Origin of the sequence: Thiorhodococcus drewsii AZ1 (assembly GCF_000224065.1) — a bacterium.
GTDB classification, from domain to species: domain Bacteria; phylum Pseudomonadota; class Gammaproteobacteria; order Chromatiales; family Chromatiaceae; genus Imhoffiella; species Imhoffiella drewsii.
The window spans coordinates 172,836-184,697 of record NZ_AFWT01000007.1 but is presented as its reverse complement, the minus strand read 5'-3'; the positions used below and the strand labels follow the sequence as shown (position 1 = coordinate 184,697).

Below are 11,862 nucleotides of genomic sequence, written 5' to 3'. Positions count from 1 at the left end.
TGCCGGCGTGCTCCAAGATCTCCTTCTTCCATTGCCCAACTTGAACCGGGTGCACACCGTGCTCCTGGCCAATCTCGTTGACGGTTTTCACCCCACGGATGGCCTCCAAGGCCACTTTGGCTTTGAACGCGGCGGCGTAGGTTTTGCGCTTTGCTTCACCCATTGTGATCAACCCTTTCGTGCCGGCCTGACAACTTAAATGACTGTCCGATTTTTAGGGTCCACTTTAATGCGCCGACTATCGGCGTGCAATTAATTGTACAACTACGATTAGAAGGCCAGGCCAATGAACACAATGACGTACTCCGAAGCCCGCAGCAAGTTGGCTGATACGATGGAAAAAGTATGTGATGACCATGCGCCGATGATTATTACTCGGAAAAATTCCCGCTCGGTAGTTATAATTTCCCTTGATGATTACCAAGCCCTTGAAGAAACAGCTTATTTGATCCGTAGCCCAAAAAACGCACGGCGCTTGCTGGAATCTATTGCCGAGCTTGAGAGTGGTGGTAGCTCGGAGAGGAATCTCCGTGAATGAAGCTGATTTTTGCAGAGAACGCGTGGGACGATTACCTCTATTGGCAATGCGCCGACAAAAGGCTACTGAAACGGATCAATTTGCTCACTCAAGACATTCAGCGCTCCCCGTTTGAAGGGATTGGCAAACCGGAACCTTTGAAGCACGCGCTGTCTGGCTACTGGTCGAGGCGCGCAAACGACGAACACCGCATTGTTTACAAAGTCGAAGATAACTCCCTTTTCATCGCTCAACTTCGACATCACTACTGATTCTGTCTGCACATAAAGAATAAGAGGTAGGGTGTCAGGCGCAAGCCAAGAACCGTCCCCCACGGCCACCGCGCCTGCGGCGGCTACACGTTGAAGGTGATTCGCAAGCACTTCGGCCTTTCGCATCGGCCGACTCGAGCATCGCCTGACCAAACCCAGAACCCCACAGACCAATGGCACGGTTGAGCGTTTCAATGGGCGCATCGCCGAGGTGCTGGCCACCACACGGTTCGACTCTTCACAGAGCCTGGAGCAAACCATCACCCGCTACGTCCAGGTCTACAACCAACACATTCCGCAAAAAGCACTCAGGCACATCGCCCCGATTCAAACCCTCAAGGATTGGGCCAAGAAGCGCCCAGAACTATTCAAAAAACGGGTATATAATCTTAGGGGACTTGACATTCTAGATCTAGAAACTTTGGCTGGGCGGCTGCGCCGTCCATTGCATGTTAAGCGTTGAACAATGCTGTAATCGGCGAACCTTCTCAAACTAAGCGAATAGGAACCTTGATGATGCGAAAGAGCAACGTTTCACTTAGTCTTCTCGCCTCCGCCATCATTTCTAACATGGCGCCAGCGGACTACTTAGGGCCATCACCTTATCTATCATTCGATGACGTATCTGCTGGCGCTTCGATTAGCCCCTTTTCCGATACCACTTTCCTGAACTTCTATATAGAAAATTTTGAAGACGGCAATCTAAATACACCTGGTGTAACTTTGCGTGAGTTTGCAAGCACCAATATTACTACTGCGTATAGTGATTCCGTCGATGGAGATGACGGGACAATTGATGGGCTCGCAACTGGCTCGACTAGAAGCCTCTTTTCAGATTTCAAAACCAGTAGTCTTACCTTCGATTTTTCTGCTAGCGCGCTTGATGGCTCGTTGCCTACGCATGCCGGCATTGTTTGGACTGATGTAGGCAGAAACAATGGTGGAACACCTCTCTCATCGGATTTAAGCGAAAACACTATATTCGAAGCATTCGACCAATTCGGAAACTCCTTGGGAGTATTCGGCCCTTTCTCCCTTGGTGATTCGAGTATCTCACGGACGACAAGTGAGGATCGTTTCATTGGAGTTGTTAACATAAACGGTATTTCGGCAATTAGAATCTCAATGCCCGGAAAGAACAACTGGGAGGTGGATCATCTACAGTATGGGACCGTATTACTGCCAGATACTAGCAGCAAAAAGCCCGAAATCAGCGTTAAGGGCGGCTATATCAAACTTGATGTTATAGATGGTCGTTCTCCACCTGACGAGGACTGCACGGCTACGGATCACTATGGAAGAATGATATATGATCCAACCAACAACGCGCTGTTTCTTTGTGACAAGTTTGGGTGGCAAGAGAAGTAGAATTGAAGTAACCATCCCCCGGCAGAGCCGGGGGATGGTTACTTTCTGGCCCGTTAGATTCCGGGCTCGTCCAATAACGGTTCAGCTCATAGCTCGCTTCACTCGAACGATCACCTTATTCGTTCGCGAACGGCCCGAGCAGCATCGGGATGCTGTTGATGGCGGCATCGCGGGTGCTGTCGTTGGTGGTCACTCCGTGCAGGATGTTGCTGCCGATTTCGCGCAAATACTGCTGGTTCGCTCCGCTCATTTGGCTGTAGACAATGCCGTTCTCCGCCTGATAACGGGCGAAAGCCAAGGCGACCTCAATACGATTGGCAAAACGCTGCATGTCTGAGAGGGCGTCCGGGCTAGGATTCTCCCAACCGCCGTTAATCATAGCGATGATCATGTGCTGACGAGCGATCTGTCCGGTTTCGAGCTGCTGGAGCCAGTAGGTGTAGCCTTCTTGATCGGCGCCGCGACCGAACAGGTTGCGGTAGAGGGCGTCGATGAAAGAGCCATAGCCGGCCTCGGGCGGGTAAACAGATTGGACCAGAGGTTGGTCGAAGAAGCTCCCGGCGACGGTTTCTGGTGTCCATTGCGGCAGGGTGTCGATGTTGGTGACCCAGTATTGCAAGCCTTCGTTGTCGGGGGCATAGCCCATGGTGGCCATGTAGATTTCCGCGACTTTCCAGGCGGTGGACTCGCCGCGCGTTGCTGAAGAGCCAAAGGCGGCAACCGCTAGAAGAGTCTCGTCCATACTCAGGGTACAGGTAGCGGTGGTACTGCTGTCGATGCAGGCGCCACCCCAACCGATGAAGCTACTGCCGCTGGCAGGCGTGGCGGTGAGCGTGACACGGGTGCCCTGGATGTAGCTGTCCTGGCAATCGGTGCCGCAGTTGATATCACCAGGAGTGCTGGTGACCGAGCCGAGACCCACCACGACCACGTCGAGCGTTTCCTCGCCCTGAACGGTCTGGGGCTCGAAAGTGGCGATGGCCGTATTGGGGCTGGTCAGGCTCAAGGTGCAGGTGGAGGAGGTGCCAGCACAGGCGCCTTCCCAGCCTGCGAATGTCCAACCCTCTGCCGCAGTGGCGGTCAGGGTCAGACCGGTGCCGTTGGCGAAACGACTCAGGCAGAGTCCGGTGCAGTTGATACCATCTGGGCTACTTTGGACTTGCCCCTCGCCGACGATGTTGACGACCAGTGGCAGATCATCGGCCGAGACGGCCGTGAACTGAGCCAGGACGTTGCGAGCCTGATCCATGGGTACGATACAACTCGCGTTGGTAACGCTGCAGGCGCCGCTCCAGCCGCTAAAGCTGGCCCCAAGATTCGGCAAGGCGGTCAGCGTGACTTGAGTCCCGGCGGGGAAGTCCTCCTGACAGTCAACTCCGCAGAGGATGCCGGCCGGGGCGCTGGAGACGGAGCCGGGACCGGAGACGCTAACGCTCAGTGATTGCATGCCGACGGGCTCTTGGATGAAGGTCGCGGAGACGCTTTGATCTTCGGTCATGCTCAGACGACAAGCGCCAGTGCCCGTGCATGCGCCACTCCAGCCGTTAAATTCCCAAGCAGTGTCAGGGGTGGCTGTAAGGGATACACTGGTGCCTTCGTTAAACTGTGCACTGCAAGTCGTGCCGCAATCAATACCAGCTGGATTACTGGTGATGCTTCCATTTCCGATTGTTGAAGCCGCTAGGTCATAGGTGATACCAGCGGGCTCATTTCCATTCAGCGTAAGTTGGTAAGCATCATTCGTTAATTGACCACCAGCAACTACTGTGATCTGAATGTTTCCAACTATATTCTGATCCTGAGTTAGGATAACATCCTCATCGATGATCAGTTCGCCTTCACCAACTATTCCTGATGTCCAATTTGAACTGACATTGTAATAATCGATAAAAGGAGTCGCAGAGTAAGCGACCCCTGAAACCGTGAATAATAATAGACTGACAATTAGTTGTTTCATTTTACAACTCCGCTTTTGGTATCCGCATTTAACAGGTTTAAGGTTACAATTTAACAGCTTGCCATGCTTTTAGTTTTAAATGCGTCTAGAATATTAATGTAGTGGCTATAATGTGCTTACTTGAGTGGATCCGCCAAGCCCTATGATCTCTCTAACAGCATCTGGCGAAGCGTCCACATTACCGCCGACATATATGCTTTCAGGATTACAAAGATTAGATGCGCCATCTATATTTGTATTTCCAGCAACCTCTACCGAATAGCTTATAGCAATGGAACATAATACTCCATAAGCCTCATCTGGACTCCCTAAATGAGCTTCATTTTAGTCAAGCCATAAAGTTTCTCCATATACTATTGAGGTTACCGCAAGAGGTAATAAATTAGTAAGAAGAAAGGCGATAATAACATCCTCTTCCATAACGACCTCCTATTGTTTTGGACGTAAGTCGTTTAACGACAAGCAGCAGCCGCCCACAATAAGCGGAGCGAGGAACGAGCGGCGCTTATTGTGGGCGGCTAGATGCGCTTGTTAGGCTTGCGATGCTTACGTTTTCAAACCGGCTCATTTTCAATTTTCATTTAACCCTTTTAGCCGTTTTGATATTTTTGACTAATGAATATCCCATCCTGCTTGGGTACAGATATAAAGGATGGAATTTACCTCATCAACAACCAATCGGCCATAATGATGGTCATCTTTACAGTATGAGGTATCTGGATGTAACCCATTTGTAATATCTAAATCCACAAATCCTTTTCCTATAGTAATGCCGCCTCCTGTAGAAATCTCTGGTGGATCTATGACATCTGTAAGACAAGGCCCTCCAAGACACGACAAAGAGAAGCTATATTGATTGCCTCTGTTATAGTTGTTAGTAACTATCGCAGTATATAACCCAGTAGTGGAGGCAGAACTTTCAAAGACCGCAGTTGTATCGCGCTCAAGCCAGTCCAGTACTTCCGTGCCATCGGGGGCTATAACCTTCAAAAAGATACTAAAACTGCCTGTAAGTTGAGTGGCTTCTATACGAAATTTATCTCCCTCCTGAAGGTAAACGCGATAATAATCAGACTCAAGTGCTGGATAGGTCGTGCAAATCACATAATCTCCATAACGTAGAGTTTGATCGGTTGGCTCTGGCTCACAAGTATCTTCCACAGCCAATGAAACCCCCCCATACATCAAAAAATAGCTGGCCAATAATCCAGGCAGTATTGTCTTTAGTTTACATTCTAAGTAACATAACGCCCCAAATTTCATCGCATTTATCTCCACGCCCTGTTGAAGAAATTGGCTAGGCACCGGGCGTTGATGTGCCTAACCGTTGAGTTAAGCCGCCCCTGGCAGGGCCAAAAAAATCCGCTCCGTGCTTTGGCTTTGGGCTGGCCGCTCCTGCGTCAATGGGGCGGCTTGAACTCCTTGTTGAACAGTGCCACCGAGGTTGGAACAGGCCGTATTCCTTAGATAGGAAATTTGACGGCGGACGCTGACCCGATGAAATAAGGGGTGCCCGCAGTAAGGGCACTGACGGGATTGAGGTTCGGTGGCCGGCGGTTCCTGCTCGGGCAAGCCGAGCTGGTCTCTGACCTCTTGGCGCTTGTGGGCGGCGCCCGTGCTGTAGAGGCCGTAGTAGCGCACGCTGTGCTGGCCTTTGACCGGCACGTGCCAGAGCACGCGGGATAGGAACTGCTCTTGGGTGAGCGCCAGGGTCTTCTCGTGATTGTCGTGATGATCGCGGTAGCGAAAGGTCACGCGCTCGGACGAGGCCGACACGATGCGGTGATCTTTAATGGGACCACCCCGCAGGTAGCGCGAGAGGTAGTTCGCGACTCCATGACCATGACGATAGGCGCCCTGGATGCGGACATTCCAGTCCTTGCGCGCGATCGTTCGCAGGATCTGTCTCCAGCGCTCCAGGGTCCAGTCCGGTGGCAAGGTGAGCGCACCGGCGGCGTAGGCGTGATTGAGCCAGGTGAGCCATTTGCCGCGAAATTTGGCCTTGATAACCCCGACGGGAACCAGGTAGTCCTTCTTGGCCGGACGCCACGATTCACCCTGGAGCCCCCCGCCCGTGACGAGGACATGCACATGGGGATGTGAGCTCAAGGTCCGCCCCCAGGTGTGCAATGCACTGAGCAGACCCACTTCAGCCCCCAGATAGCGCGTATCGGCCAGCAGCTCTTTCAGTGTTTCTGCGGAGGCCTTGAACAGGTGATCACTGCTCCATTCGCGGTTGTATTGCCACAGCGCATTGAGCTCATGAGGCAGCGTGAAGATGACATGAAAGTGGTCGCAGGGAAGCAGCTGTGCCTGAGTGCGCTCCAACCAGTCATGCGTCAGGGCACCATGACAGCGCGGGCAACTGCGATGACGACAGGAGTGATTCTGCTGTTCCGTATGTTTGTCATTCAAAAAGATCCATTCTTCATAGCCGAGCGCTTCACTTTGGCACAGCATGATGGCCTGCGCGGCGCGTCGTTGATCGACGCTCAGGCCATGCGTTTTCTGATAGGATTCAAACCCATATATGAAGATGCCTTGTACTGTCGCTTCCATCGCAGCCATCACCATTTCATTCCTGGTTCATTGGTCACATGTCCGCACCAGACCTATGCTTACCGCCGTTTTTCCTTTTATTTGTTCAACCATGATTAGCCTCTACGATCTTGCGTTACTTCGAAATCCAACCAAACGGACCACAAATGTATAGAATGCCGTTCAATTCATCAAACATCGCTCTACCGTAATCTCTCTCAAGTTGGCAATCTTGGTTTTCTGGTAGGTTTCCCGATAAAGTAGAAAAGTTAAAATATCCGCCTTTAATGGCAATTTCGGGTTTTTCCACTCTTTCACCCTCAACATTTGCAAAAGAAAAACTTAGATCATTGTAATCAAAACCGTCGGGAATGCCGTCATACAGGTCCTCGAAACTCACAAGTGCTTCGTTTGGCTGCCAATCATTTTGGACCCTGGCATGCGTATGATCATCTGGATTTCTCCCAGAGGGCCCAGTATAAAAACTATCGCCGTTGCAATATAGAGAGCTACTCGAATTGACAAAAATTCTGAATATTAGCTCTGTACCGACTGGGAACTGACCAAGATTAACTTGGCTTCCAAGTTGGGATCCGTGATTGTTGAATATAAATAAATCGTTCGAAAAATCTCCGTCATCGCCGGGGGTTCCATTCTCCTTTAGCATAAGATATAGATCATTACTACATGTCGCACTATTTCCCTGGTATGTGGCGATAATATTTGAATTTGTGTTTACAATAACTTTAAACCCTTCGGTTACTTGTTCTGCAATAGGAAATGATAACGCGGAAAAGCTGGAGAATAATCCAGCAATTAAAGCAATGAAGTTACAAGTTTTTTTCATCGCGCCATCCTCTTATTAGGGGCTAACGTGTTGCCTAGTCGGCCCAATACTGCGCTGGCACGACCTTGAAGTCCTGCGCTGAATTTGATGCGCAGTATTGGGTCGGCGCTGAGGCAAGTGTTATGTTCCGAAAAACAAGTTTGCAAATGACAAACCCTGCAGATCCGCTGCTTCGATAAAGCCAAATGCCACTAGCGCAAGCGAAGAATAGCCGAGGATAAAGATGTACGAGCCGCCAAATAGAACAAGATCAGTAGCCAATACCCCGCTATGTCTCGTATGCCGTTGAATGGGCTTGCGGAACGGCTTACCTTTACTGAATCCCCACAAGGTCATAAACACAAATGCTATCGAGGCAATTTCTTCCGGATAGCTACTTGTTATTGCAGTCGTAGCAATTGTAAAGCTCAACACCCCGATTGCACCATTAAGAACACTCACCCATTCTTCTAGCTCTTTTTCTGCTCTAGCCCAAGGATCCATGTTGTTCTTCTATTCTCCAACATAACGCCAGCCTCAGACGCCGCCTAAAGTGGCGCGAGCGGCACTTTGGGCGGTCGGCTGGAGGCACTCGTTATGCGCATTTACTTTAAGACCCAGCCTGCCGGAGAGCATATATACAAAAGCTGATTAACTTCATCAAACACCATGCGCCCATAATCATTTGAAGCCGCACAATCAGCTTCAGGAGGGTTGTAACCGCCTGTAACAGAGAGATTAAAATAACCGTTATTAACTTTAATCTCAGGCTTTTTGGTAGATTCAATCGAGCTTATAGCGCCTACGGCATCAATATCAGCACCTTCGTATGGATAGCTAGATTGGTTAGGTAATAGGTCAATCAATTTAACGTACGAATATCTTTCTCCTTCAATAATTCCTCCCCCAATGTAGTAATCAATATCTATTCCATAAACGCCACCTGCAGTACTACCCACATAAATCCATTCTCCTCCCTCTTGCTTGACATATACATCAGTAGGCTCAACAGCACCGCCAATTTCAAATATCCATAAGTCAGGACTATAATCGCCGGATGTAGTTAAAGAATTGTCCGCAAACTTCAAAGTCAATACACCTTCATCACCTAATGCAACGTCATCTGAATCTGGTATACCTAACGCACTATTTGGATCGTCATAAGGAGAAGCAACATTGTTACTAGGTAAATATTCAATTACCTCGTCTGCAAATGAACTTGCCCCTCCAGGGAATTCAACACCGCCAAATTCTTCCGCAAAAATTGGCGCTGAAAAAATGATTAGCGTCATCATTAATGCAGGAATACGTATTAAGCAATTCATAAATACCTCTACAATTTCAAAATGAAGCACGAATTCTGCTACGCATACGCATAACGTCACGCATCACCGGCGCGAACGCAGTGAGCGTCGGTGCGAATGCGCTTGTTGGGCCATTTATGTATATCGATAGCACCGATGGTTGTGTAGAAACTAGGTCAAGTGCTTCCGGAGCTGTTTAACGTGGTTACAGGAAATGGAAAAATCTTGAAGTAAACGAGTTGAATTCTTTCATTCTCCGAGCCTATGTTTAGCTGGGCTTTGAGCTTTGGTGCACCTACAACGCCTTCCAGTTCATACGCTTGCTTAATAGTCAGCTCTCCATAATATGCGGCGACAAGTTGAAACACTCTCTCGGTCGATACCATTGGCAGGTATTCTTTCCTGCATATCGGACCGTTTGCGATAAGTCGCCGCATTTCTTCTGCATCGTCCACGAAGATTTCCCTCTTACGCGGCTTCTTCAACTCCAATTCGAACAGATATTTCGCCCCACTTCGTGCCGTAATTCCTACGAACTTAAGAAATTCCACATCGAGCGATCCATCAAGGACGAGCTTCCTTCGCTCGCTTGTAATCCCAGAAGGCTCGTCAGCTATTAGAACGTCATCTAAATTGTGACCATCAACTGTCGCACATAACTTCTGTATAATCTTGGCAGACGTATTCGGGGAATTGTATGCTTCGGGGATGTAGTATAGAGCCCCAAGCTCTAGCTCAGGAGTAATACGTTTGCCGGTAATGGAGCGCTCCACAAAATCACCGACTTTCAACCTCGTCTCCTCCTTGTCGACAACCTTTCGCACGTTCGGAACTCGCACGTTCCCGAACCAGCCTTTGTCGACCACCCCGATAATAAGCATTCCACCTTGGTCACCAAAATCCTCCAGGGAAGACAGCTTCTGAGCCTGCGGAAGATTTACCGGAGCGGAGTTCTTAGTGGTGGTAAGTAGGCATCCAGCTAATGACAAGGAAACTAGAAATGTTGCAGTACTTCGTAGCATTCTCTCGATCCCCTTCTCGTGGCTATATATTTCCTGCGCGCCAGGATCTAAACAGATCAGATTTGCTTTTCGCGCGCAACGCAGCAGTTCCATATACAAGCAGAACATACCGGAGCTGGCTGAGTTGCACCCGCTCTTCGACTGGCGTCAAGTGTCATTTTGTGCATCGGATTCCTACGACATTGTTCACCACGCCTGCAGGTGAATCTGCCGCACGCCAGCGAAATATACCCGGGGCAATGAAGATCAGCTGCCAAGTTTCTGGATGGTTCTGAGGGAGTTCGCCGGCATCTGCGTTGTATTGAATAGTAAAGGTATGATCGGTAAGATTGATAACGGTCGCGGAATAGTCCTCCACTTCACGTCCCGTAGCAATCTGCGCCGTGCGATCAAGATGAAAGGTTAGTGTCCTTTCGTCGTCGCTTAATTCAAGCTGAAAATGTGTGTTCTCTTGCCTGCACGCTAGCTGGTCGTTGCTGCTCTCAGCCCAAACGCCAGCGAGAACTTACCGAGCAGTCTGTTCCTCGGTACATCCGCCGCAAAGAAGAAGTATCGAAACCAGTTGCAAGAGTCTCACGCTCATACTCCGTACACCCAACGTTTGGATCAGCCGACCGCCCAAAGCGCTGCCGCGCTTTGGGCGGTCGGCTGTATCCATTTGTTGGGCAATTTCATTTTGTTATCGGTAAATTCCTACAATTAAGCAAACTGTTCCCTTAGCTCATGGGATAACGTTCAACTCTAGGTTCTAAGGCGTTCTGCAAACTCTTTCGCCGTCGTCATTCTATTCTTCTCCCCGGCGATCGCATCCTTAATTATCGGATCGATCCAGCGAAGTTCCGGACGTGATTCACCAACATCCAAGTAGTTCGCTGGGTCGGGCCTACGCCCGCATACAGCCTCGTACAACATTACACCGCAAGCATAAATGTCTTGAAGCGCACTTCTTTTCTTTGGGTCTGCAAGTACCTCGGATGGAATATAGCCTATTGTCCCGACCACGGCTGTTGTTAGACTGGCAGAACTCAGGTGATCAAGAAGATAGGCCGAACCAAAATCCAAAATTACCGGCTGCGTATCGGTGGTGCGTACTAAAATATTTGACGGTTTAAGGTCACGATGTATAACGCTGCTCGCATGAGCATACGACAAGCCCGTTAGAACCTCAGCAAATAACTGAACAATTAGATCTGCACCAGCCTGCCCACACCTAGTCCTGATGTCCAAGCCCCGAATAAGCGGCATCAATAGATAGGGCTTGTCTTGGCTTGTTACTCCAGCCTCCACATATTGAATAATAGCCCTGTGATCTAATGCTTGGATTGCCTTTACTTCACGCTGAAATCGCTTTAATGCCTTGGACCTATCAGAAACAAACGGACTCGGATCAAGAAGTTTGACTGCGAACTCGAACTTTGAAACGCTTGTTGATCTTGTTGCTTTAAAAACAACTCCGTACCCTCCCTGTCCTAGTTTGTCACCAATTTGCAACCTCTGTATATTCTCTTCGGAATTACTTCCTTGGTCATCATCAGCGACAATAAGCGTGTCGATATTCGTTTGCTCTAAGTTTCCTTCTTCCGAAACGCTTAAAGGCACCTGATGTTTTTGAAGAATCTTGTTGAGTGTGGAATACGGCGGCACCTGAGCCCCGCTATTTTCAGATGTTCGGAGCGCAAGCCAAAGAGAATCCATGAAAAAAGCTGCGTCGTTGGAACGTTCTCGCATGTTCTGCTGCAAATCGCTGGTTGCCCAACCATAGTCTGAACTCTGTCCAACTCCATTAAAGGAAATTTGAAAAGACTCGATTCGTCTCTTCGAACCACCAGCGATTTTCTCAAGAAGATCAAAGAAATCGTTGACCGCTCCGACCGGAATGTCGAAACCGATGCCCTCGAACTTCGAATCTCCAGGCAGACCTAGATTCTCTCTGTACTGTTCATCCATTCGTCGTACTAAGCCTTATTTGCCCAACCATGATTATCTGAGCCATTCGGCCCGGATAACCCGATATTACCCCAGTTTTCAGGCGTTTCCGCCCAGATTTTCGCGCCTCAG

General features: G+C 49.4%; 12 protein-coding genes and 1 pseudogene. 4 read left to right on the top strand and 9 right to left on the bottom strand.

What is annotated here, in order from left to right:
• Positions 1-163 (bottom strand): IS3 family transposase (locus THIDRDRAFT_RS06735; RefSeq protein ID WP_007040070.1); only part of this gene is annotated, 163 nt, incomplete at its 3' end.
• 123 nt (positions 164-286) lie between these two features.
• Between THIDRDRAFT_RS06735 and THIDRDRAFT_RS24455 the strand changes: the two genes are divergently transcribed.
• The 4 genes and pseudogenes from THIDRDRAFT_RS24455 (at position 287) to THIDRDRAFT_RS25505 (ending at position 2,157) form a co-directional block, all read left to right on the top strand.
• Entirely contained in the window at positions 287-538 is a 252-nt protein-coding gene (locus THIDRDRAFT_RS24455; protein WP_083827444.1) for a type II toxin-antitoxin system Phd/YefM family antitoxin, read from the top strand.
• Entirely contained in the window at positions 535-789 is a 255-nt protein-coding gene (locus THIDRDRAFT_RS06730; RefSeq protein WP_007040069.1) for a Txe/YoeB family addiction module toxin, read from the top strand. The genes THIDRDRAFT_RS24455 and THIDRDRAFT_RS06730 overlap by 4 nt, the downstream gene beginning before the upstream one ends.
• Before the next feature lie 133 nt (positions 790-922).
• Positions 923-1,252, top strand: a pseudogene (locus THIDRDRAFT_RS24450) (integrase core domain-containing protein); the annotation flags it as partial.
• A 53-nt stretch (positions 1,253-1,305) separates the two neighbouring features.
• Complete coding sequence (locus THIDRDRAFT_RS25505; RefSeq protein ID WP_159105395.1) at positions 1,306-2,157, top strand: hypothetical protein; 852 nt, start codon at positions 1,306-1,308, stop codon at positions 2,155-2,157.
• A gap of 115 nt (positions 2,158-2,272) precedes the next feature.
• Here THIDRDRAFT_RS25505 and THIDRDRAFT_RS06725 read toward each other — a convergent pair whose 3' ends face one another.
• The 8 genes from THIDRDRAFT_RS06725 to THIDRDRAFT_RS06705 all read right to left on the bottom strand — a co-directional run bounded on the left by THIDRDRAFT_RS06725 (position 2,273) and on the right by THIDRDRAFT_RS06705 (position 11,751).
• On the bottom strand, positions 2,273-4,114 hold the full coding sequence (locus THIDRDRAFT_RS06725; protein ID WP_007040066.1) for an InlB B-repeat-containing protein: 1,842 nt from the start codon (positions 4,112-4,114) through the stop codon (positions 2,273-2,275).
• Positions 4,115-4,726: 612 nt separating this feature from the next.
• On the bottom strand, positions 4,727-5,377 hold the full coding sequence (locus tag THIDRDRAFT_RS25500) for a hypothetical protein (RefSeq protein WP_007040065.1): 651 nt from the start codon (positions 5,375-5,377) through the stop codon (positions 4,727-4,729).
• Between the two features lie 69 nt (positions 5,378-5,446).
• On the bottom strand, positions 5,447-6,673 hold the full coding sequence (locus tag THIDRDRAFT_RS06720) for an IS91 family transposase (RefSeq protein ID WP_425358430.1): 1,227 nt from the start codon (positions 6,671-6,673) through the stop codon (positions 5,447-5,449).
• A 115-nt stretch (positions 6,674-6,788) separates the two neighbouring features.
• The gene (locus tag THIDRDRAFT_RS25495; protein ID WP_007040063.1) at positions 6,789-7,499 is read right to left on the bottom strand and encodes a hypothetical protein; all 711 of its coding nucleotides are present in this window, start codon (positions 7,497-7,499) and stop codon (positions 6,789-6,791) included.
• Between the two features lie 120 nt (positions 7,500-7,619).
• Positions 7,620-7,982 carry a hypothetical protein gene (locus THIDRDRAFT_RS06715; protein ID WP_040844105.1) on the bottom strand — a complete coding sequence of 121 codons (363 nt, stop codon included), beginning with the start codon at positions 7,980-7,982 and terminating at the stop codon, positions 7,620-7,622.
• A gap of 101 nt (positions 7,983-8,083) precedes the next feature.
• Positions 8,084-8,833: a hypothetical protein gene (locus THIDRDRAFT_RS24440; RefSeq protein WP_245535789.1), complete on the bottom strand. Its 750-nt coding sequence runs from the start codon at positions 8,831-8,833 to the stop codon at positions 8,084-8,086.
• A gap of 125 nt (positions 8,834-8,958) precedes the next feature.
• Positions 8,959-9,804 carry a hypothetical protein gene (locus THIDRDRAFT_RS06710; RefSeq protein ID WP_007040061.1) on the bottom strand — a complete coding sequence of 282 codons (846 nt, stop codon included), beginning with the start codon at positions 9,802-9,804 and terminating at the stop codon, positions 8,959-8,961.
• 741 nt (positions 9,805-10,545) lie between these two features.
• The gene (locus THIDRDRAFT_RS06705) at positions 10,546-11,751 is read right to left on the bottom strand and encodes a serine/threonine protein kinase (RefSeq protein ID WP_007040060.1); all 1,206 of its coding nucleotides are present in this window, start codon (positions 11,749-11,751) and stop codon (positions 10,546-10,548) included.
• Between the last annotated feature and the right edge of the window lie 111 nt (positions 11,752-11,862).

Coding starts and splice junctions, on each gene's coding strand:
- THIDRDRAFT_RS24455 (WP_083827444.1), top strand. CDS start 287: ATGAACACAATGACGTACTCCGAAGCCCGCAGCAAGTTGGCTGATACG.
- THIDRDRAFT_RS06730 (WP_007040069.1), top strand. CDS start 535: ATGAAGCTGATTTTTGCAGAGAACGCGTGGGACGATTACCTCTATTGG.
- THIDRDRAFT_RS25505 (WP_159105395.1), top strand. CDS start 1,306: ATGCGAAAGAGCAACGTTTCACTTAGTCTTCTCGCCTCCGCCATCATT.
- THIDRDRAFT_RS06725 (WP_007040066.1), bottom strand. CDS start 4,114: ATGAAACAACTAATTGTCAGTCTATTATTATTCACGGTTTCAGGGGTC.
- THIDRDRAFT_RS25500 (WP_007040065.1), bottom strand. CDS start 5,377: ATGAAATTTGGGGCGTTATGTTACTTAGAATGTAAACTAAAGACAATA.
- THIDRDRAFT_RS06720 (WP_425358430.1), bottom strand. CDS start 6,673: ATGGAAGCGACAGTACAAGGCATCTTCATATATGGGTTTGAATCCTAT.
- THIDRDRAFT_RS25495 (WP_007040063.1), bottom strand. CDS start 7,499: ATGAAAAAAACTTGTAACTTCATTGCTTTAATTGCTGGATTATTCTCC.
- THIDRDRAFT_RS06715 (WP_040844105.1), bottom strand. CDS start 7,982: ATGGATCCTTGGGCTAGAGCAGAAAAAGAGCTAGAAGAATGGGTGAGT.
- THIDRDRAFT_RS06710 (WP_007040061.1), bottom strand. CDS start 9,804: ATGCTACGAAGTACTGCAACATTTCTAGTTTCCTTGTCATTAGCTGGA.
- THIDRDRAFT_RS06705 (WP_007040060.1), bottom strand. CDS start 11,751: ATGGATGAACAGTACAGAGAGAATCTAGGTCTGCCTGGAGATTCGAAG.